At 64.2% G+C, this 19,817-nt stretch carries 20 protein-coding genes; 3 read left to right on the plus strand and 17 right to left on the minus strand.

Annotated elements, in window-relative coordinates:
• The 12 genes from OS035_RS11470 to OS035_RS11525 all read right to left on the minus strand — a co-directional run bounded on the left by OS035_RS11470 (position 1) and on the right by OS035_RS11525 (position 12,769).
• Entirely contained in the window at positions 1-744 is a 744-nt protein-coding gene (locus tag OS035_RS11470; protein ID WP_131710748.1) for a TfuA-like protein, read from the minus strand.
• On the minus strand, positions 741-2,003 hold the full coding sequence (locus OS035_RS11475; protein ID WP_097625692.1) for a YcaO-like family protein: 1,263 nt from the start codon (positions 2,001-2,003) through the stop codon (positions 741-743). Before OS035_RS11475 ends, OS035_RS11470 begins: the two co-directional genes overlap by 4 nt.
• 13 nt (positions 2,004-2,016) lie before the next feature.
• Entirely contained in the window at positions 2,017-2,160 is a 144-nt protein-coding gene (locus OS035_RS11480) for a hypothetical protein (protein ID WP_164918697.1), read from the minus strand.
• A 104-nt stretch (positions 2,161-2,264) separates the two neighbouring features.
• Positions 2,265-4,217 (minus strand): BTAD domain-containing putative transcriptional regulator, encoded by a 1,953-nt coding sequence (locus OS035_RS11485; protein WP_331813696.1) that lies wholly within the window; start codon positions 4,215-4,217, stop codon positions 2,265-2,267.
• Between the two features lie 246 nt (positions 4,218-4,463).
• Entirely contained in the window at positions 4,464-5,360 is an 897-nt protein-coding gene (gene nadC, locus OS035_RS11490; protein WP_331813697.1) for a carboxylating nicotinate-nucleotide diphosphorylase, read from the minus strand.
• A 1-nt stretch (position 5,361) separates the two neighbouring features.
• Positions 5,362-6,921, minus strand: a complete 1,560-nt coding sequence (locus tag OS035_RS11495; protein ID WP_331813698.1) for an L-aspartate oxidase — start codon at positions 6,919-6,921, stop codon at positions 5,362-5,364.
• Positions 6,918-7,889, minus strand: a complete 972-nt coding sequence (gene nadA, locus OS035_RS11500; RefSeq protein WP_331813699.1) for a quinolinate synthase NadA — start codon at positions 7,887-7,889, stop codon at positions 6,918-6,920. The genes OS035_RS11495 and nadA overlap by 4 nt, the downstream gene beginning before the upstream one ends.
• Positions 7,890-7,958: 69 nt before the next feature.
• The gene (locus tag OS035_RS11505; protein WP_210298596.1) at positions 7,959-8,888 is read right to left on the minus strand and encodes an NUDIX hydrolase; all 930 of its coding nucleotides are present in this window, start codon (positions 8,886-8,888) and stop codon (positions 7,959-7,961) included.
• Between the two features lie 366 nt (positions 8,889-9,254).
• Positions 9,255-10,067: a 3-methyl-2-oxobutanoate hydroxymethyltransferase gene (locus tag OS035_RS11510; protein ID WP_331813700.1), complete on the minus strand. Its 813-nt coding sequence runs from the start codon at positions 10,065-10,067 to the stop codon at positions 9,255-9,257.
• A 42-nt stretch (positions 10,068-10,109) separates the two neighbouring features.
• Positions 10,110-11,333: an NAD(P)/FAD-dependent oxidoreductase gene (locus tag OS035_RS11515; RefSeq protein WP_331813701.1), complete on the minus strand. Its 1,224-nt coding sequence runs from the start codon at positions 11,331-11,333 to the stop codon at positions 10,110-10,112.
• Between the two features lie 11 nt (positions 11,334-11,344).
• On the minus strand, positions 11,345-11,659 hold the full coding sequence (locus OS035_RS11520) for a MocE family 2Fe-2S type ferredoxin (RefSeq protein WP_183777839.1): 315 nt from the start codon (positions 11,657-11,659) through the stop codon (positions 11,345-11,347).
• A 21-nt stretch (positions 11,660-11,680) separates the two neighbouring features.
• Positions 11,681-12,769, minus strand: coding sequence for a fatty acid desaturase family protein (locus OS035_RS11525; RefSeq protein WP_331813702.1), 1,089 nt, complete (start codon positions 12,767-12,769; stop codon positions 11,681-11,683).
• Between the two features lie 132 nt (positions 12,770-12,901).
• On the opposite strand from OS035_RS11525, the gene OS035_RS11530 reads away from it, so the two are divergent.
• The gene (locus tag OS035_RS11530) at positions 12,902-13,930 is read left to right on the plus strand and encodes a LacI family DNA-binding transcriptional regulator (RefSeq protein ID WP_183777841.1); all 1,029 of its coding nucleotides are present in this window, start codon (positions 12,902-12,904) and stop codon (positions 13,928-13,930) included.
• A gap of 164 nt (positions 13,931-14,094) precedes the next feature.
• Positions 14,095-14,907, plus strand: a complete 813-nt coding sequence (locus tag OS035_RS11535; RefSeq protein WP_183854744.1) for a TIM barrel protein — start codon at positions 14,095-14,097, stop codon at positions 14,905-14,907.
• A 58-nt stretch (positions 14,908-14,965) separates the two neighbouring features.
• On the opposite strand, the gene cobM is transcribed toward OS035_RS11535, so the two are convergent.
• Positions 14,966-15,724 carry a precorrin-4 C(11)-methyltransferase gene (cobM, locus tag OS035_RS11540; RefSeq protein WP_183854742.1) on the minus strand — a complete coding sequence of 253 codons (759 nt, stop codon included), beginning with the start codon at positions 15,722-15,724 and terminating at the stop codon, positions 14,966-14,968.
• Positions 15,725-15,728: 4 nt separating this feature from the next.
• Positions 15,729-16,961 (minus strand): precorrin-6y C5,15-methyltransferase (decarboxylating) subunit CbiE, encoded by a 1,233-nt coding sequence (cbiE, locus tag OS035_RS11545; RefSeq protein WP_331813703.1) that lies wholly within the window; start codon positions 16,959-16,961, stop codon positions 15,729-15,731.
• Between cbiE and OS035_RS11550 the strand changes: the two genes are divergently transcribed.
• Positions 16,960-17,730, plus strand: a complete 771-nt coding sequence (locus OS035_RS11550) for a cobalt-precorrin-6A reductase (protein ID WP_331813704.1) — start codon at positions 16,960-16,962, stop codon at positions 17,728-17,730. The two genes, cbiE and OS035_RS11550, sit on opposite strands and share 2 nt — an antisense overlap.
• Here OS035_RS11550 and OS035_RS11555 read toward each other — a convergent pair.
• The 3 genes from OS035_RS11555 to OS035_RS11565 are packed head-to-tail and all read right to left on the minus strand — an operon-like array spanning position 17,694 to position 19,815.
• Positions 17,694-18,458 carry a precorrin-3B C(17)-methyltransferase gene (locus tag OS035_RS11555; protein WP_331813705.1) on the minus strand — a complete coding sequence of 255 codons (765 nt, stop codon included), beginning with the start codon at positions 18,456-18,458 and terminating at the stop codon, positions 17,694-17,696. The genes OS035_RS11550 and OS035_RS11555 overlap by 37 nt on opposite strands.
• A complete protein-coding gene (locus OS035_RS11560) occupies positions 18,455-19,186 on the minus strand; it encodes a precorrin-2 C(20)-methyltransferase (protein ID WP_097625678.1) in 732 nt (243 codons plus the stop codon). Before OS035_RS11560 ends, OS035_RS11555 begins: the two co-directional genes overlap by 4 nt.
• Positions 19,183-19,815, minus strand: coding sequence for a precorrin-8X methylmutase (locus tag OS035_RS11565; RefSeq protein WP_097625677.1), 633 nt, complete (start codon positions 19,813-19,815; stop codon positions 19,183-19,185). Before OS035_RS11565 ends, OS035_RS11560 begins: the two co-directional genes overlap by 4 nt.
• Positions 19,816-19,817 lie beyond the last annotated feature (2 nt).

Below are 19,817 nucleotides of genomic sequence, written 5' to 3' on the forward strand. Positions count from 1 at the left end.
TTATTCGAGCGTTACAGCAACTGCATTGCGCGTGACTTCGGCGTGCAGCAGCTCCCAGTGCGAGGTCGCGGCAAAGCGCCAGTCACGGTTGACGGGCAGGAATTCGTCCCGGCGCAGCCAATCCAGCACCAGTCGGGCGTCGTTGCGCTTGCGTTCGACACGATGCTGGCGGACCGCGGCGAGGATCTGGTCGCGGCGCGGCTTGCGGAAATGGCACTCGTCGACGACCTTGGCATAGGTGCGCTCGGAAAAATGCAGGAAACGGCCGGCAAGCAGCAGTTTCTTGCGCTCGCTGGACGAGATCTCACCACTGGTGAGAAGCGCCTCGATCGTCGGCTCGAAATCGACCCAAGGCACGGAGAGCGGCAGCCAGCCGAGCGCCTGCGGCGCATGCACCAGCGCGACGGCCTCATCGTCGAGCAGCCGCCCGGCCTCGTAATCTTCGAAGATCGAGCCGAGCCCGACCATGCCGAAAGGCGCGCATTCGGCCGCCCGCAGCGCGCCCATGCTGGCGCCGCCGGCAACGGCGACATCGTGCTCGAGCGCGAACAGAATTTCCTTGTGCCAGACCGAAGGCAGATCGCCGAAATATCCGTCGACGAGACCGATGGCGGTGGCGCCGTCGTGAACGGCCTTGAGGATGTCGCCGCAGGCAGCCGGCGGCCGGAAATCGATGCGAGGGGATGTGGCTCTTGCCGCGGCGAGATCGCTGCCAAGGCTCGGACCGACGAACAGCACCTTCATGACTGGGCTCCCCTCATGGTGTTGACCGCCCGCATGCCGAGCTGGATGTACTGGCCGGAGATATCGACCTCCAGGCCCGGCACGATGACCCTGACGACGGAGACCGGCAGAGCCCGGTGCGCAAACGGCACGACGATGATCTGCTCGATGCCGGTCGCCGCCAGCCGGCCGGCGATATGGCCGATGGTTTCCTGGATCGTTGCCGGGCGGCTCTGACGCGGCTGGAAGGCGCGCATGCGGCCGCCGCCCTCGCAAAGTTCGACCACCTGCTGCATCGCCGCGCTCTGGTCGAGCCGCTGATAGACGCGCGGCGAAAAATCGTCGCGGCTGCCGGCAATTGCGGTCAGCCGGCTCTGCGCCGCTTCGGTGATGGCGCGCAGCGCGGCGCGAACGGGATCAGGATGGCAGCCGCAGCCGCCGCAAACATGGGCCCAGCGCGCATCGACGCGGTCGGAAAGATTGCCGGGCATGATGACGGCGAGAAAGGCGGGAACGCCAATATCGGTGGTCATGTCGAGGAGCAGCAGCCGCATGCCGGCGCGTGCGATCCGGTCGGTCATGACATCGATGACTGCGTCGCCGAAGGAGGCAGGATCGATGCGGCTCTCCTTCAGCCGCTCGGGCGATTTCAGCTGGGTCAGGGCCCAGGCGTCGCGCTCCACCAGTTCGCAGAGCCCGTGCAGGACGGCTTCGGATGGCGTGTTGCCGGAGGCCAGCCCATCGCTCGACTGCTCGAAACCCGGTGGCCTTTCTCCGCGATGGTCGAGGCCGACGAGCCACCAGGGCACGAAGACGCTGCTGCCGGAAAGGATATCGAGCCCGGAGCACCAGGGAATGGGTCCGCTGCCGATCTCGTCGGGCGCGCAGCGGGCGACATTGTCGAGATCGATCATGGCGGCATTTTCCGCCCGCATGCCGGCGACAGTCGCCTCCGTCAGGTCGGCGGGCGGGATTTCGGCGATCCGCGTCTCGATCGCTTCCATGGCGGCCGAGGTCATGGCGGCATCATTGTCGATGCCTTTGCCCTGGAAAACCGAGAGCGTATGGCTGTTCGGCCGCGTCGCGAAGGCGACGGGGATGTTCAAAACGTCGAGCGCGGTCAGCAGGCCGACGCGCGTGATGCCGAATTCGCGCAGATGCGGCCTGATAGCTGCAAGTGTCTGAGCCGGCGTGACGGCGCGGTCATGATAATCGCTGACGCCGGCCGATGATCGTTTGAGGTCACCGGCAAGCGTTTCGAGATCGGTGAAAACAGACATCCGTTTCTGTTCCTTAGCGGAACCTCAGCGCATGCGTCAGGCTCTCGAGCGCATTGGCGGAAACGCTGAGTTCATCTTGTTTCATCGCTGCTCTGGCAGCTGCAGAGAAGCGCAGGGACTGGGTCTGAACTGCGGTGGTTTCAGCATTCGTCTTCATGTTCCATCTCCGATTGGTTGGGCAGCGCTTGCTGCCGTTAACCATCGGAGGGAAACATTGCCTGCGTCATTTAAGCGTTACAGGCTTCGTTAAAAGGCGATGCATCAGGGAAGACCGGCGAGTTGCAGGCCTTTTATCAGCGGTTCGGTGAAGGCGGGATCGCGATCGGGGACAAAATGACGGATATCCTCGCTGCGGAAATCGGGGAAGTTTTCGAGCACCGTCCTGGCATAGCTCTGGGCCTTGCCTGTCTCGCCCGCCATCGCATGCGAGGCGGCGAGCAGACGCGCCGTCGCCTGTTTGGTCTTTACCGGTTCCAGCGCGTCGATCGCCTTTTCATACTCTCCACGCATGAAATGGATGCCGCCGAGGTTCCAGTAATAATAATCCGGCGGCAGCGGGTTGAGCTTGAAGGCCGCCCGGTTGAGCTCCAGCGCCCGATCGAAATCGCCGTCATGAGAAAGTGCGTCGGAGAAATCGGCGAGGATGTCCGCATCATTGGGATTGAGATCCTGCGCCTGCTGGAAATATTCCAGGCTTTCGTCGAAGCGGCGGCGATAAAGCGCGACAAAACCGAGTTCGCGATAAGCCCGGCCGCTGTTCGGATCGGACTGTTGCGCCTGCCGGGCAGCACCATTCGCCTCGTCGAGCAGTTCCTTGTCGCGCATGCCGCGGATCAGCCATTCCATGCCGAGCGCCCGCGACACGCCCGCATGCGCGGCCGAGAAATGCTCGTAGCGATTGAGCGAAGATTTAAACCATTTGCGCGCCTGGCGCAGGTGCTGCAGGTCGGTTTGGGCAATCAGCCGCTTGCCTTCGAGATAAAGGCGATAGGCGGAGGCCGGCGCATCGCCGATCGGCATTGCCAGTTCGTGGCGCTCGATCGTGTCGGCGAGCGAGGAGACGATCCGCCGCGTCAGATGCGCGAAGGATTCGCTGATCTTCTGCATCACCAGCGGCAGTTCCAGCGCCCAGATCACCTCCGACGTCGTCGTCCGCGTCAGCCGGCAGGTGGCAAAAACATCCTCGTCGCGGCCCTGGATGGTGACATAGACCGCATAGTCGAAACTGAGGTCGAGCGGGCCGGGCACGGCGCGCGCCGGATCGATCGAGCGGCTGAGGATTTCGAGGCTCGTATGCGCGGCGATCACCTTGAAGCCGCGCTGCTGGCTGAGGCCGATGGTGACGTCTTCGAGAAGCGCCCTGCCGACGCGCTCCATCAACGGATCGGTGAAGATGCTTTCCGGCGGCAGGATGATGATGCGCGGCTGGCCGAGCAGATTGGCGAACATGCCTGATGCAGACGGGCGCTCCGGCACGGCTGCCTGTGCGGCCGGGATCAGGCCGAGTTCGCGGGCAAGCGCCGTGGTGCTTTCCTCCGGCTCGGTATCGAAGTCGTCCTTCAGCTGGCTCTTGCACTTCAGATAGGCCTGACGGGCCGCGGCCGCATCGTTCATCCTGACATAGGTGCGCATCAGGGTGCGATAGGCCGTCTCGCTGGCAGGATCGAGTTCCAGCAGGCGCCGGGCAAACGCCACCTGCTCGTCATCCGATCCGTCTTCCGATGTTTCGATCAGCCGAGTGAGATGGGCCGAGCGCAATTCGTCGATGCGCTGGCGCTCAAAGGTCAGCCAGTCCTCGGCGCCTTGCGTCGGCGATTTGGCGCCTTCCAGCAGTTCGCCGTTCAGCATATCGCTGTCTTCGGAGGCGAGCGGCCCTTTCTGTTTCAGGATATGAACGTCGACCTCCCAGCCATCCGCGAGCCCGATATGGGTTCGGGTCGCGGCAAGCAGCGGCGGAAGATCGGCGGGAATGCTCTGCTCGATACGCGACAGCAACTGGCGCAGGCTGCCGGCGCGCTTTTCCGGCAGTTCCGATTGCCAGAGCTGCCGCCTGACGGTTTCGCGGTCGAGTTCGAGATTGGCTTCGGCGGTCAGCATGGCGAGGAGAAAATAAGACTTCTCCGGCAAGGGGAGTTCCCTCCCCGCTGCCAGTAGCCTCGGTCTTCCGAGCAGGCACAGCCTGTTCTTCGACATCTGTCCGGATGTCCGTTGCATCCCGGTCTCACCCCTGAAAGCCAAGGCGCGCAAACGCAGCCGCCACTTAAATCATGTTAGAGCTAGAAGGGCGCCGCGCATAGCGGTTTTGCTATAAAAAGAAGAAATTTCAGCGAATATTTGCATTTTCGCCTGCCGCTCGCCAAGAAGATGCTTCGCCAACACTTGCCGATAGCATGCTGTGGGCCTTCTGTAGCGGGAGTTGTTTGAACAATCGCCAGTTTCAAGACCCAGCCGTCAAGCCGATTACAGCACGTGTGCAACCCGTTTCGGGCTCGTTTCCGTCGCGGCGGCCTCGATGAAGTCGAGGCCGATATCCAGTACCGGCGCGCTGTGCGTCAGCCAGCCGACGGAGATGAGATCGACGCCGGAGGCGGCGATTGTTCCCGCCGTTGCCGGGGTGACCCGGCCCGAAGCCTCGGTGATCGCCCGGCCGGCGACGATGGCGACGGCTTGGCGCAACTGATCCGGCGTCATGTTGTCGAGCAGAACAGCGTCGACGCCGGTCTCCATCGCTTCGTGCAGCTGATCAAGCGTATCGACTTCGACCTCGATCTTCACCAGATGGCCGGCGCCGGCCCGCGCCCGGCGGATCGCCTCGGCAACGCCGCCTGAAATGGCGACGTGATTGTCCTTGATCAGTACCGCGTCATAAAGCGCGAAGCGGTGGTTCATGCCGCCGCCCGCCCGCACCGCATATTTTTCCAGCGCCCGGAGCCCCGGCGTCGTCTTGCGCGTGCAGGCGACGGAGGCTTTGGTGCCGCGGATGGCGGCGGCAATCTCGGCCGTCACGGTGGCGATGCCGGAGAGGTGGCCGAGGAAATTCAGCGCGGTGCGCTCGGCCGTCAGTAGGCCGCGTGAGGGACCTTCGATGGTGGCGATCACGTCGCCGGGCTTGACCGCATCGCCGTCCTGGAGATGCCGGCGCATGGTGATCTCCGGATCGACGAGGGTGAAGGCGAGTTCGGCCGCATCGAGGCCGGCGATCACGCCCGGCTGGCGGGCGGCCATGACGACCGTCGAGCGATGGTCGTTTGGGATGACCGATGCCGAGGTGATATCGCCGGCAAGACCGAGATCCTCGAGCAGGGCTGCGCGGACCAGCGGTTCGACGATCAGGCGCGGAAGCGGAACGAGGCTCATCTCAGGCACTCCTTGCAAGAGTATAGAGCGGGGCAAGGGCATAGGGCGATGTGGCACGGGCGATTTCTAGCGCTTGGGAAAGGCGCATCTGGCGCCGGTCGGCAGCGCCGAGCTTCAGCGGAAAATCGGTACGGGCATGGGCGCCGCGCGATTCCGTCCGCAGGCTGGCAAAGACGGCGATCAGCAGCCCGACGATGGCAGGATCGGCGGCGGGGCCGTCGCCTTCGGCAAGCGGCAGCAGCGCGGCGATCGCGTCCTCAACGGCGCCGGCATTGCGCAGCACGCCGAGATGGCGTGAGACGATCGGCCGGACGAGCGATGCATCGGCTGGCACCGGCAGTCTCTCGCCGAAGAGGGTGCCGGGACGGCTCGCCGGCATGGAAGCGAGGTCGCGCGCCGCCCGCATGCCCATCACCGCCGCCTCCAGCAGCGAATTGCTGGCGAGCCGGTTGGCGCCGTGCAGGCCGGTCGAGCCCGCTTCGCCCACGACCCAGAGTCCTGGAACCGAGCTGCGGCCGTTGGCATCCGTCGCAACGCCGCCCATGTGATAGTGAACGGCCGGGCGCACTGGAATGAGGTGCTTCGCCGGATTGATGCCGGCCTCGCCGCAAAGGGCGGCGATGACGGGAAAGCGGGTGGCAAAGCGGCTGCCGAGCGCATCGCGGGCATCAAGGAAGACCCTGCCGCCGCGGGCGATTTCGGCGCTGATGGCGCGCGCCACCACGTCGCGCGGCGCAAGCTCGGCGCCCGGGGTGCGGGCCATGAAGCGTTCTCCGCGTTCGTTGACGAGCAGAGCCCCCTCACCGCGCACTGCCTCGCTGACGAGCGCCAAAGGCCTGCGACGGGAATCGAGCGCCGTCGGATGGAACTGGACGAATTCCATGTCGGCGAGATCGGCACCCGCCCTTGCGGCGAGCGCAATCCCTTGGCCGAAATTGCCCATCGGATTGGTGGTCGCATCGTAAAGCCCGCCGATCCCGCCGGTGGCAAGCACCACTTTCGACGTCGGCAGGATGGCGGCGCCGTTGGCGGTCGCGCAGTGCAGGCCGGCGACACGCTCGCCATCCATCATGATCCGCCGCGCCTCAAAACCTTCGAGCACGGATATGGAAGGTGTCTGCTTCACCGCCCGCACCAGCGCGGCGACGATCGCCGCCCCCGAACCATCGCCTTCGGCGTGGACGATGCGGCGGCGGCTATGGGCAGCCTCCAGCCCGAAAGAGAGTTCGCCGGCGGCATTTCGGTCGAATCGGACGCCGGCCTGCTCCAGCGCTGAGATTGCCGCCGGCGCTTCGGTGATGATGCCGGCCGCGACTGCGGGATCGCAGAGGCCGTCGCCGGCGACAAGCGTATCGGCAAGATGCAGCGCCGCGCTGTCGTCGGCGCCCATGCCGGCAGCGATGCCGCCCTGCGCCCAAGCGCTCGACGTCTCGGTGCCGAGGACGGCGCGCGTGACGATGACGGAAGGTTCCGGCGCCAGTGTCAGGGCGGTCATCAGCCCGGTAAGGCCGCTGCCGACGATCACCGTGCGGCCAGTGAGATTGTGGAGAATCTCGGTCATATCGCCAGCATCCTTTCGACGGCGCGGCGCGCCGCCACGGCAATCGCCGGATCGACGGTCACCTCGTGGCGGTTCTCCTCAAGCGCTGAACGGATATTGCCCAGGGTGATCCGCTTCATATGCGGGCAGAGATTGCAGGGGCGAATGAATTCGACCTCGGGATGATGCACGGCGACATTGTCGCTCATCGAGCATTCGGTGAGCAGCACGACGCGCGCCGGCTTCTGCCGCCCGACATAATCCGACATGACAGCGGTGGAGCCGGAAAAATCGGCCTCGGCCACCACCTCGGGCGGGCATTCGGGATGGGCGAGCACTGTCACGCCGGGATGGTTTTCGCGCAGCTGGCGGACATCGTCGGCGGTGAAGAGTTCATGCACTTCGCAATGCCCGTGCCAGGCGATGATCTCGACATCGGTCTCGCGGGCGACGTTGCGCGCCAGATATTCGTCCGGGATCATCAGCACCTTCGGCACGCCGAGCGATTCCACCACCTGTTTGGCATTGCCCGAGGTGCAGCAGATGTCGGAGGCGGCCTTCACCGCCGCCGAAGTGTTGACATAGGTGATGATGGGCACGCCGGGATGGGCCTGGCGCAAGAGCGCGATATCTTCAGGCGTGATCGAATCCGCCAGCGAGCAGCCGGCGCCAAGATCGGGGATCAGCACGGTTTTCTCGGGATTCAGCAGCTTGGCGGTCTCGGCCATGAAGTGCACGCCGGCCAGCACGATCACATCGGCATCGACCTCGATCGCCTTGCGGGCAAGCGCCAGGCTGTCGCCGACGATATCGGCGACGCCGTGGAAGATCTCCGGCGTCTGGTAATTATGCGCGAGAATGACGGCGTTGCGGCGGCGCTTGAGCTCGAGGATGGCGTCGACATCGTTCTCGAACGACATCCATTCGGCTTTGGGAATGACGCGGCTGACGCGCTCGTAGAGCGAGGATGCGGAAACAGAATGATTCATGACCGGCTCCTTATTATGCTCTATTTGAGCATATCATGGGCAAATAGATATTCTCACGGTGAGCATATGTCAATTGCGGGAGAGCGGTAATTTTGTTCCGGCGAGCGCCCGTTCCTCGAGCACCGTGTGGCGGAAGCGGAACAGCTTGGCCGGCCGGCCGCCGGTTTCGCTTTCCGTGCCGCCGGTTTCCTCGACGAGTTCCTGCTGTTCGATCAAGCGGCGAAAATTCTGCTTGTGCAGCGTCAGCCCCGCCAGGGCCTCGATGGTGCGCTGCAGCCGCAGAAGCGTAAAACTCTCCGGCATCAGTTCGAAGACCACCGGACGGTATTTGATCTTGGCGCGCAGTCTTGCGATCCCGGTCGCCAGAATCCGGCGGTGATCGGCAAACATCGCCCGGCCGAGATTGGCTTCGCTTGTGCATCCGGCTTCGGCAACGAGCCCCGCTTCATAAAGCAGTTCGTAGCGCTGCAGCGCCAGATCCTCGTTCCAGCCGCCGCCGTCGAGGCCGAAGGTGAAATCCGCCCGGCGATGTCGGTGGCCGCGCCTGAAAGAATCGGCATCGGCCCAGTGGCTCAGCCGCGTCATTATCTCATCCAGCACGGCCGGCCGGCCCTTCCGGTGGTCTTCCCAGGGAAAATATTCGTACCAGCCATGCCATCCCGGCCGGCCGGCGCCCGACTGCTCGTTGACGAGGCCGAGATAGCTGATTGAGATCGTCCGCCCGCCCGGGATGTCGTTGTTCCGGTCGCGGTCGGCGAAGGTATAGAGCTGCTCGAGATAGCCGACCGGGTGTTCGGTCTGCTCCTGCACCCATTCGCGCAGGCCCGATTGCAGGGTGCGGTGGCCCATTTCGAACGGACCTGACGGCAGCGCATTGCCGGAACGGATCGTCATCACACGCGGCTCGTCCCCCGTCACCGCGACGAGCACCGCAATCAATTCCGCATGCGCAAAGCCGATCGTCACAGGGGACCGAATACTCCGTTCCGAATGGATCATTCCTGACACAGGCTGGGATGGAAGCCAATGGAGCGCCAACGAGTTCGGGGTGTTGCCCACATCATCCAGTGGATGCTGGGGTGTTTATGTTTTTGTCTCTGGCGAAAGATGCCTTTCGCTTGCCGCTCAAGGCGTTCGTCGCTGGCGCTCCTCACCCCCTCATCTGCGCTGACGAGCATCTTCTCCCCGCTGGGGAGAAGGGGAGTAAGCCGTACGGTGCCATTCCTACAGCAAAGGTCTCAAGAGGAGTGAGGCGCCGCCACACCCCCTTCTCCCCAGGGGGAGAAGATGCCGGCAGGCAGATGAGGGGGTGAGCGAAGCGAATGCGCTGAGCGTAAGCGAGGGCAAAGAATAGGTGGGACTACTTCAACGATCCCCCGTCTCGCCGGCCAGTCCATCCAGGAAAATCTTCAATTCCGCTTCGTCGATACCGACGAGATGGCGCTTTTCCGGATAGGCGCCGGTCCGGACATCCTCGGCGAATTCGGTGAAGGCGGCGATGCGCTCTCGCTGCAGCCGGTCGTGTTCGGCGGCGAAGTTGCGATAGACCTTGGCATGGCGGGGATAGTGGTCGCGATTGGCACCGAGCACGTCGTCGGCGAAGAGATATTGGGCGTCGCAGCCGCTGCCTGCTCCCATGGAGATCATCAGCATCGAGGTGTTGCTGCTGATGGCGGCAGCGACATCCCCAGGCACCACTTCGATTTCGGCGGCGAAGGCGCCGGCCTCTTCGAGCGCCTTGGTCTGCCGCCAGATCTCGGCGGCACTTGCCGCCGTCTTGCCGACGGCGCGGAAGCCGCCGGTCCAGGTCGCCTTCGACGGGATCAGCCCGAGATGGCCGCAGACGGGAATGCCCTCGTCGCGCATGCGCCGGATCGTCTGCAGGCTTGCGGCGCAATAGACCGCATCGCCGCCGGCCTTCAGCGCCGCGAAGGCGGCACGCAGATAATCTTCAGCCGAGACAAGATCGCCATATTCGAGCCCCGGAATGGCAAAAGGCGTCGGGGCGATTTCGCGAAAGACCGGGCCGAGCAGCGAGGGCGGCACCGAGACGATGTCGATCCCGGCTTTTTCAGCCGCTTCCGCCTCCTCCAGCGAGGTGACGCGCAGCATGGTGAGCTGGCGCTTGCCCTTTTCCGCCAGCAGATCGGCGACGGTCGCGCGCTTGTGTTTTTTCATCGTCAATTCCTGTGAGTACATCGGGTGAATATATCGGGCGGCTCAGGCGGCCAGCAGGGATTTCAGTTTGACGTCATTGGCTGCGAGCGCCGCCGGGTCCGGATGGGCGCGGGCTGCGATCAGCATTTCGGCGAGGCGGATGTCGCGCGCCACGGCATTACCCGGGCCGATGCCGCTTGCGGCGATCAATCGGCCGTCGGCATCGAGGTGGAACAGAATGAAGGCGCCGGCCCCGAGATCGCGGCGCTGATGCGTGGCGGCGCCTTCGGCAAGGCCGGCAATTTGCAGCGTCATGTCGTATTGATCCGACCAGAACCACGGCACGGAGGAAACGGCTTCATCGAGGCCGAGCATGTTGGCCGCGGCCAATGTGCCCTGTTCCTGGGCGTTGCGCCAGGATTCGAGCCGCACCCGTCGGTCGCCATAGATCGACAGCGGAAAGGAGCAGCAGTCGCCGGCGGCAAAAACATCCGGCGCCGAGGTCTGGAGATAGCGGTCGACGGCGATGCCGTTTTCGATCGTCAGCCCCGCTTTTTCGGCGATCTCGACATTCGGCCGGGCGCCGATGCCGACAAGGGCGAGATCGGCTTCGATCGCCTCGCCGGCCGACAACCGGATCAAGGCCTTTCCGCCTTCCTCGCTCAGGCTCTCGATCGAGACGCCGCAGCGGATATCGACGCCCTCGGCGCGGTGGCGCTCGGTCAGGAGGTGAGCGATTTCCTCAGGCACGCCGCGCTTCAGTACGCGTTCCAGCCCCTCGATGACGGTGACCTCGGCGCCGAGCAGGCGCGCCGTCGCCGCAAGTTCCAGGCCGATGAAGCCGCCGCCGATGATGGCGATATGCTTGCCGGGCTTCATCACGTCGCGCAGTGCGGCTGCATCGTGATGCGTCCGCAGCGAGCGAATATGGGCGCTACCTTCAGGCGCGCCGGGGAACGAACGCGCCGCTGCGCCCGTCGCCAGCAGAAGCTTGTCATAGGAAAGCGTCGTCCTGTCGGAAAGCGTGACGGTCCTGGATGCCGTGTCGAAATCCCTGGCTTCAAGGCCGGTCAGCAATCGGATGCCGCTGTCGGCGTATTTTTCCGACGCAGCGATGAATTTCGGATCGCCTGCATCGGCACCCGCCTTCGACAGCGGCGGCCGTTCATAGGGATGAAGGGGCTCGGCGCCGACAAGCGTTATTTCGCCGTCAAAACCCTTTTCCCGCAGGGCGAAAGCGGCGCGCGCACCGCATTCGCCGGCACCCAAGATAACGAAATGGGCCACATCAGCCTCCGTCAGAGCGAGATGAAGACGGCGCCGCCTTCGATCTTTACCGGATAGGTCTTGAGATTGACGCAGACCGGCGCGCCTTTGGCTTCGCCCGTCTTATAGTTGAAGCGGCCGTTGTGCTTCGGGCATTCGATGATCTCATCCATGACAAGCCCGTCGGCAAGGTGGATATGTTCGTGCGTGCAGAGCCCGTCGGTCGCGAAGAATTCGTCGTCGGGGCTGCGGTAGATCGCGAAGGTGCGCCCGCCATGATCGAAGCGGATGACATCCTCTTCGTCGATCTCATCCTTGCCGCAGACTTCGATCCAATTTCCGCTCATCTTATCCTCCCGTAATTGTGATTATTGCGCGGCCGGAGCCAGCTCGTTGTGGAACTCTTCGCGATAGGGCCGCGCGGTGGCCGGCAATTCGCGCTTCAGGAAATAATCCTCGTTGCGCAGCTGGCGCAGGAAGGCCGGGATCATCTCGCGATAACCCGACCAGATCGACGGGTTCGGCGCCGGCAGGTCGTGCTTGATCATCGCGTGCAGCCTGGGCAGCGCATGGTAAGGCACCATCGGGAACATGTGATGTTCGACGTGGTAATTCATGTTCCAGTAGATGAAGCGGCTGACCGGGTTCATATACACCGTGCGGCTGTTCAGCCTGTGGTCGATGACGTTGTCGGCGAGGCCGCCATGCTGCAAAAGCCCGGTCAGTACATGGTGCCAGGCGCCGTAGAGGCGCGGCAGGCCGATCAGCATCAGCGGCAGGATCGAACCCATGGCGAGTGCTGCAGCGATCGTGGCGACATAGATCGCAAGCCAGATGCGGGCGATCCGGATCGCTTTCGGCTGCTCCATCTCCGGAATGAAGGACTTTTCCGCCGCGCTCACGACACCGAAGGCGTTGCGCAACATGTCGACGACAGCATGCCAGACATCGAGGATGCCGAAGAAATTGAGGACCAGCCGGACGAGATCGGGCGGGCGCATGACGGCGATCTCGGGATCGCGGCCGACGATAACGGTATCGGTGTGGTGGCGTGTGTGACTCCAGCGCCAGGTCACCGGATTGCGCATGATCATGAAGCAGGCGATCTGGTAGACGGCATCGTTCATCCAGCGCGTCTTGAAGGCGGTGCCGTGGCCGCATTCGTGCCAGCGGCTGTCGGAGGCCGAGCCGTAGAGCACGCCATAGGCAAGGAAGAAGGGCAACGCGACCCACGAACCCCAGAAATAGACGCCGAGCCCGGCCAGGGGCACCATGCTGCCGAGCCAGATGACGGTGTCACGGATCGCCGGGGCGTCCGAGCGCTGCATCAGCGCCTTCATCTCCTTGCGCGGAATATCCGTGTGGTACCATTGCGCTGCCGCCAGCCCCGTCTCGACAGCGGTGCGGCCGCTTTCGCCGAGCAGGTCGTAGTCCCGTTTCTTTGCCTGGATCGTCATCATCCGCCTCCGGTTATGCAATGCTTGGGAGGATAGGTTGACTTTGTAAGGCGCTCAATGCAGGCTTGATATAATCTATCAAAAGCCATCATAAATGGCTTGCATTCATGATCGAATCTATCAGGAACGCCGATGCGCCGACCCACCATCTCCGATCTCGCCCGCGCCTCGGGCGTCAGTGTTGCCACCGTCGACCGGGTGCTCAACGGTCGCCACCGCGTGCGCGAGGAAACGGCGCGGCGGGTTTATGACGCGGCCCAGTCGATCGGCTACCATGCCGTCGGCCTCATCCGGCAACGCGTCTTCGAGGATCTGCCGCAATACCGGCTGGCGTTCCTGCTGCAAAAGCCGATGCAGCCCTTCTATCAGGCTTTCGCTCGCGAGATCGAAGTGGCGGCCCGCGCCGTGACCACCGCCCGTGTCCAGATCCAGATCGACTATCCCTCCGCTTCGACACCGGCGGCGATCGTCGAGAAGCTCAGGGCTCTCGGCGCCCGCAATCAGGCCATCGCTCTGGTTGCTCCAGACTATCCTGCGGTGACGGCGGCGATTGAGGAACTGAGGGAAAGAGACATTCCCGTCTTTTCGCTGCTTTCCGACTTCGCCTCAGGGGTGCGCAATGCCTATATTGGCGTCAACAACCGCAAGGTCGGCCGCACCGCCGCCTGGGTGATTGCCAAGACTGCCCGTGTGCCGGGTAAGGTCGCCTGTTTCGTCGGCAGCCACCGTTTTCACGGACATGAGCTGCGCGAGATCGGCTTTCGTTCCTATTTTCGTGAAAACGCGCCGGAATTCGACGTCATCGATACATTGATCAACCTGGATACTCCCGAGATCACCCATGAGGCGACGCTGACGCTGCTGCAGAAGCATCCCGATCTCGTCGGCATTTACGTTTGCGGCGGCGGTATGGAGGGCGCGATCTCGGCGATCCGTGAGGAAAGTCTCGGTGGCAAGATCGCCCTCGTGGTCAACGAGTTGACGCCCGACAGCAAAGCCGGGCTTGCCGACGATATCGTCGCCATGGCGATCGGCACCCCCCTGCCCGCACTCTGCAAAGAGCTGATGGGGCTGATGATGAGTGCGATCGAAAACAGCGAAACGGCCGTTCCCGGCCAGTTCTTCCTGCCCTTCGATATCCATATCTCGGAGAACATCTAGAAATGACGGAAATCTATCATTGTGGTTGAAATTCTTGCAGCAATGAGAGCGGGGCGGCGGCGATGGCCGATGGATTGCCACGGAAATTCCGATAGAGATTCGCAGCCCCATTCACGAGAAACTGCTCCGCTTGATGTCGCGGAGACGAGGAGGATATATCCGTTATGACTTCCATCCGCTTTGCGCTCAACCATATGGCCGCGCCGTCGCTCGCTATCGATGATTTCTTCGCGCTGACAAAGTCGCTCGGCATCGACGCGGTCGAGATCCGCAACGACCTTTCCGGCAATGCCATTCTCGACGGCACCAAACCGGAGGCGATCAAGCAGGCTGCCGACCGCCACGGACTGACGATCATCTCGATCAACGCGCTGCAGCGCTTCAACGAGTGGAATACCGCAAGGGCTGCTGAAGCGCAGGAACTGATCGATTATGCCAGCGCCTGCGGCGCCAAGGCGCTCGTCCTCGTTCCGAAGAACGACGGCACCGGCTGCGCCGACGGCGAACGCCAGGCCAATCTGCGCGAGTCCCTGACGGCGCTAAAGCCGATGCTCGATAAGGCCGGCATTATCGGCCTCGTCGAGCCGCTCGGTTTCGAGATCTGCTCACTGCGCTCGAAGACCGAGGCGGCCGAGGCAATCAAGGAACTCGGCGCGCAATCGACCTTCAAGCTCGTCCACGACACCTTCCACCATCACCTCGCCGGCGAAGCCGCGACCTTCCCTGAACTGGCCGGTCTCGTGCACATTTCCGGCGTCAGCGACCCCGCTGTATCCGTTGCCGATATGCGCGATTCCCACCGCGTGCTCGTCGATGGCGACGACCGGCTCGACAATGCCGGGCAGATCAAGGCGCTGCTGCAGGCGGGCTACAAGGGTCCGTTCTCCTTCGAGCCCTTCGCGGCCAAAGTGCATGCGGTCAAGGACCCGGCCGCAGCACTTCGCGCCAGCATGGATTATCTCACCGCGCGGGTTTGAAGCCTCAGCGAAATGTAGCGTGACGAGCGGCCGCCGGCGAGCGGCCGATCGTATCGATCTATTCGCGGCCTCTGAACCGACGCTGATAGGCGGGGTCGTAGAGTGAACTCTCGCGAAAATCCTCTGCGGCAAGCGATGGGCCGACGAAGATGATCGCCGTGCGTTCGATCGGTTCGGCCGCAACCTTTGCCTCGATATCGGACAGCGTGCCGCGCAGGACGCGCTCGTCCGGCCAGGAGGCCTTGACGACGATGGCGACCGGGCAGTCGGCGCCGTAGAGCGGGGTCAATTCCTCCACCACCTGCTTCAGCGCATGGATCGCCAGATGGATCGCCAGCGTGGCGCCCGTCGCGCCGAATTTCGCAAGTGTTTCGTCGTTCGGCATCGGCGACGCGCGGCCGGAAACGCGGGTGAGCACCAGGCTCTGGGCCACGGCCGGGATCGTCAGCTCGCGCCCGAGCGCCGAGGCAGCGGCGGCAAAGGCCGGAACACCGGGTGTCATCGTATAGGCGATGCCGTGTTTCTCAAGCCGGCGCACCTGCTCGGCGACCGCGCTCCAGACCGAGAGATCGCCGGAATGCAGCCGGGCGACATCCTGGCCGGCGGCCGCGGCGCTGAGATATTCCGCCTCGATCTCGTCGAGCGACATCGGTGCGGTATCGACGATAAGCGCATCCGACGGGCAATATTGCAGCAGTTCCAGCGAGACGATCGAACCGGCATAGAGACAGACCGGGCACCGGGCGATGAGATCGCGGCCACGCACCGTGATGAGATCCGCAGCCCCCGGCCCCGCGCCGATGAAATGCACCGTCATTGCGTCATCCTTTCGTCCAACACCACTGCGTCACCGGCATGGCCGGCCGCCAGCCGCTCATGCCGCCGACAGGCCCCGCACGCGCTATTTCGATGCGCGTCAGCGAGCCGCCGCGTTTTGCGTGTTCTGAGAGCAGCACGGCCTCCATTTCCAGCGTCACGGCATTGGCGACGAGCCGCCCTCCCCGCTTCAGCGCGGCGATCGCGGTATCGATGACGTCGGGCGCGCTGCCGCCGCCGCCGAGGAAGATCGCGTCCGGTTCCGGCAGGCCGATCAGCGCGCGGGGTGCTTCGCCTTCGATGACGGCAAGATGCGGCACGCCGAAGGCGGATGCGTTGCGGGCAACGCGCGCGGCCCGCTCCGGCGCCTGCTCGATGGCGATCGTCTTCAGGGAGGGATCGGCCAGCATCCATTCGATACCGATCGATCCGGAGCCGGCGCCGATATCCCAGAGCACCTGACCGTGATGCGGCGCCAGCGCCGACAGGGTCACCGCCCGGATTTCGCGTTTGGTGATCTGTCCGTCATGCTCGAACAGCGCGTCCTCGATCCCGGCGGCGAAAGGCAGAATGCGCGCCCCCTCCCCTGCCGCGATTTGCAGGGCGCAGACGTTGAGAGAATCGATATCCGTGAGATCGAAATCCGCGGCCAAGGCATTTCTTTGCCGTTCGCGTGCGCCGCCCAGCGCCTCGAGCACGGTAAGCTGCGACTGACCGAAACCGGTGGCGGCAAGCAGCGCAGCCAGCTCGGCAGGCCCCTTCTCGTCTGAGGTCAGCGCGAGGATGCGCCGGCCGGCGTGCAGATGCGGCCGGATCAGGTCGATCGGCCTGCCATGCAGCGAAATTGTCGCGATGTCCTGCAGCGGCCAGCCGAGCCGCGAGGCGGCAAGGCTGAAGGCAGAGGGCGCCGGGATGGTACGCATCTCTTCCGACGCCACGTGGCGGGAAAGCGTTGCGCCGACGCCGTAGAGGAAAGGGTCGCCGGAGGCGAGCACGACGACGGGCGTGCCGCGCCTCTGGAGGATGGCATCGACCGAGCGCTCGAACGGGCTCTGCCAGGAAAGTCTTTCGCCTGATATCAGCGACGCCGCAAGCGCATGATGGCGCGCGCCGCCGAAGACGGCAGGTGCAGTGGCAATCAGCCTCTTCGCCTCTTCACCGAGCCCTTCTGGACCATCTTCGCCGATGCCGATAATAGTCAGCCAGCGCGGGCCCGCAGCAGGAGAGATATCAGACATGGGAAGACCTCGCATTCTGATCCTCGGCGGCACCGGCGAGGCGCGGCTGCTCGCCAAAGCGCTCGCGATGCGGGGAAATGGCGATGTTCTTCTGTCGCTGGCTGGTCGCACCGAAAAACCGGCCGCGCAGCCGGTTCCGGTTCGCATCGGCGGTTTTGGTGGCGCTGCGGCGTTGGCCGATTTTCTGACGGCCGGCGGATATGATCTGCTGATCGACGCCACCCATCCCTTCGCCGAGCGCATTTCCGCCAATGCCGCCTTTGCCGCCGAGACGACCGGTATCGCCGCGATCGCGCTGCGCCGTCCCGAATGGCAGCGCCTGCCGGGCGACCGCTGGCAGGAGGTGCGGAGCATTCCGGCTGCCATCGAGGCGCTCGGTCCCGCCCCTCGCCGGATCTTGCTGGCGACGGGCCGGCAGGGCGCCCATCATGCGGAGGCGGCGCCGCAGCATTTCTATCTCATCCGCAGCGTCGATCCTGTCGAGCCGCCGCCGGCGCTTGCCAATGTCGACTATGTGATTGATCGTGGCCCCTTCACGCTGGAAGGCGAATATGCCTTGCTGAAGCGCCACCGGATCGACGCCATCATTGCCAAGAACAGCGGTGGCGCCGCCACCTATGCGAAGATCGAGGCAGCCCGTCTGCTCGGCATCGAGGTGATGATGGTCGCGCGCGCGCCGGCGTCCGCAGTCAAAACGGTCGAAACTGTCGAGGCGACGCTGGCGGCGATCGATCACCTCTTCCCCCCTGCCATGAAGCGCGGGGTATAGACGAGGTCCGGCCGGCCGGGCCGCGTGACGATCCGGGTCTCGGCCGAGCCGATGATGATGCAGGTCGCCATATCGGCTATCGAGGCATCCGCCTGCGACAGCGGCTGCACTGCGATGCGTTCGTCCGGCCGTCCGGCCGCCCGGCCGAAAATGACCGGCGTCGTTGCCGGTAGATGGTCGCGCAACAGCTTGAAGGCTTCCCCGAGTTGCCAAGGCCGCGCCCGGCTGATCGGGTTATAAAGAGCAATGACGAAACCCGCCCTGGCAGCCAGTTCGAGGCGGTTTTCTATTGTATTCCAAGGCTTTAGATTGTCAGAAAGCGAGATGGCGCAGAAATCGTGGCCAAGCGGCGCCCCGGCTCTTGCCGCCACCGCCAGCATAGCGGTGATGCCGGGCAGGATGGTGAGATCGACGGCTCGCCAGGCTGCCGGCCCGTTCTCGATCGCCTCGCAGACGGCGGCAGCCATGGCGAAAACACCGGGGTCGCCGCCGGAGACGACGCAGACCTTGGCGCCATCGGCGGCCATCGAAAGGGCTGCCCCTGCCCTGTCCAGTTCTTCGCGATTGTCCGAGGCATGCCGCAGCTGATCGTCGCGGAGCTGCAGCCTGTCGAGATAGGGTCCGTATCCGAAGAAATCGCTCGCGGCCTCGACTGCCGCCAGCGCTTCCGGCGTCATTTGCTCGGGATTGCCGGGACCGGTGCCGATGACGAAAAGCGCTCCGCTCATCGGCTGCTCTCCCATCCCGGCACCAGCACCAGCGAAAAATACGGCGCCTCGCCGTCAGATCTGTCGGCAAGCTTTTCCAGCGCCGCATTCGCCATGGTGCCGCGTTCGACATAGACGGCTTCCGCCAGCCGACCGGCGGCTTCCAAGGCCCGGCGGATTTTCGGCAGGTTGCGGCCGACCTTCATGATGACGGCGGCCTGGGTATCGGCCAGGCGGCGCGTCAGCTCGGTCTCGGCCATCGTACCGGGCAGTACGGAAAGCACATCATCGCCCTGGACGATCGGCATGCCGGCCAAGGACCAGCAGCCCGACATAGCGCTGATGCCGGGGATCACTTCGGTCGGATAGCGCTGGGAGAGCCTGACATGCAGGTGCATATAGGAACCGTAGAACAGCGGATCGCCTTCGCTGAGTACGGCGACGGTCAGCCCGGCATCGAGATGGCCAGCGACGCTTTCGGCAGAGCGATCATAGAACTGGGTGATCAGGCTCTGGTAGCGTTCGTCGTTCTTGTCGATCTCTGTGGTGACGGGATAATAGAGCGGCAGCAGCGTCACGCCGGATTTCAAGAGCGGCTCGACAATCGCCTTGCCGTTGCCGCCCCTCCCCTGCTTGGCGAAATAGGCAATGACGTCGGCGCCTTCGATGGCGCGCACGGCTTTGAGGGTCAGAAGCTCCGGGTCGCCGGGACCGGTGCCGACGCCGATAAGACGGCCGCTTGTCGTCATAGGCCCGGCCTCGCCAGCGCGTTCAGCGCCGCAGCCGTCATGGCGCTGCCGCCGAGCCGGCCGCGGACGATGGCAAAGGGCACACCGTAGGAATTCTCCGCCAGCGCATCCTTCGATTCCGCCGCGCCGACAAAGCCCACCGGCATGCCGAGGATGGCTGCGGGTTTAGCGGCGCCGTCGCGCAGCAGTTCGAGCAGATGGAAGAGCGCGGTCGGCGCATTGCCGATCGCAACGACGCTGCCGCCGAGCCGGTCGAGCCAGAGATGCATGGCGGCGGCCGATCGCGTGTTGCCGGTCTTAAGCGCCAGTTCCGGTGTGGCGGGGTCGCGCAGCGTGCAGATCACCTCGTTCAGCGCCGGCAGCCGCGCCCGGGTCACGCCCTGAGAGACCATTTCCGCGTCGCAGAAGATCGGCGCCCCGCCCTTCAGGGCTTCGCGCGCGGCGCCGACGAAATCGGCGGAAAACAGGAAATGCTCGGCCGCCTCGACCAGCCCGCAGGCATGGATCATGCGCACGGCGATGTCGGCCTCATCTTGGGTGAAGCGCGAAAGATCGGCCTCGGCGCGGATGATCGCAAAGGAACGCTCGTAGATCGCGTCGCCGCTGCGGATATAATCGTAGTCTGGCATTC

It is taken from the genome of Rhizobium sp. 268 (assembly GCF_036571585.1).
Lineage (GTDB): Bacteria > Pseudomonadota > Alphaproteobacteria > Rhizobiales > Rhizobiaceae > Rhizobium > Rhizobium redzepovicii.

Bases quoted from the DNA above. Each gene is read 5' to 3' on its own strand.
- OS035_RS11560 (WP_097625678.1), bottom strand. From the start codon at position 19,186: ATGACGACAAGCGGCCGTCTTATCGGCGTCGGCACCGGTCCCGGCGAC.
- OS035_RS11505 (WP_210298596.1), bottom strand. From the start codon at position 8,888: ATGATCCATTCGGAACGGAGTATTCGGTCCCCTGTGACGATCGGCTTT.
- nadC (WP_331813697.1), bottom strand. From the start codon at position 5,360: ATGAGCCTCGTTCCGCTTCCGCGCCTGATCGTCGAACCGCTGGTCCGC.
- OS035_RS11525 (WP_331813702.1), bottom strand. From the start codon at position 12,769: ATGACGATCCAGGCAAAGAAACGGGACTACGACCTGCTCGGCGAAAGC.
- cobM (WP_183854742.1), bottom strand. From the start codon at position 15,724: ATGACGGTGCATTTCATCGGCGCGGGGCCGGGGGCTGCGGATCTCATC.
- OS035_RS11530 (WP_183777841.1), top strand. From the start codon at position 12,902: ATGCGCCGACCCACCATCTCCGATCTCGCCCGCGCCTCGGGCGTCAGT.
- OS035_RS11520 (WP_183777839.1), bottom strand. From the start codon at position 11,659: ATGAGCGGAAATTGGATCGAAGTCTGCGGCAAGGATGAGATCGACGAA.
- nadA (WP_331813699.1), bottom strand. From the start codon at position 7,889: ATGAATCATTCTGTTTCCGCATCCTCGCTCTACGAGCGCGTCAGCCGC.
- OS035_RS11480 (WP_164918697.1), bottom strand. From the start codon at position 2,160: ATGAAGACGAATGCTGAAACCACCGCAGTTCAGACCCAGTCCCTGCGC.
- OS035_RS11535 (WP_183854744.1), top strand. From the start codon at position 14,095: ATGACTTCCATCCGCTTTGCGCTCAACCATATGGCCGCGCCGTCGCTC.
- OS035_RS11475 (WP_097625692.1), bottom strand. From the start codon at position 2,003: ATGTCTGTTTTCACCGATCTCGAAACGCTTGCCGGTGACCTCAAACGA.
- OS035_RS11485 (WP_331813696.1), bottom strand. From the start codon at position 4,217: ATGCAACGGACATCCGGACAGATGTCGAAGAACAGGCTGTGCCTGCTC.
- OS035_RS11555 (WP_331813705.1), bottom strand. From the start codon at position 18,458: ATGAGCGGAGCGCTTTTCGTCATCGGCACCGGTCCCGGCAATCCCGAG.
- OS035_RS11510 (WP_331813700.1), bottom strand. From the start codon at position 10,067: ATGAAAAAACACAAGCGCGCGACCGTCGCCGATCTGCTGGCGGAAAAG.
- OS035_RS11565 (WP_097625677.1), bottom strand. From the start codon at position 19,815: ATGCCAGACTACGATTATATCCGCAGCGGCGACGCGATCTACGAGCGT.
- OS035_RS11550 (WP_331813704.1), top strand. From the start codon at position 16,960: ATGGGAAGACCTCGCATTCTGATCCTCGGCGGCACCGGCGAGGCGCGG.
- OS035_RS11495 (WP_331813698.1), bottom strand. From the start codon at position 6,921: ATGACCGAGATTCTCCACAATCTCACTGGCCGCACGGTGATCGTCGGC.
- OS035_RS11470 (WP_131710748.1), bottom strand. From the start codon at position 744: ATGAAGGTGCTGTTCGTCGGTCCGAGCCTTGGCAGCGATCTCGCCGCG.
- cbiE (WP_331813703.1), bottom strand. From the start codon at position 16,961: ATGTCTGATATCTCTCCTGCTGCGGGCCCGCGCTGGCTGACTATTATC.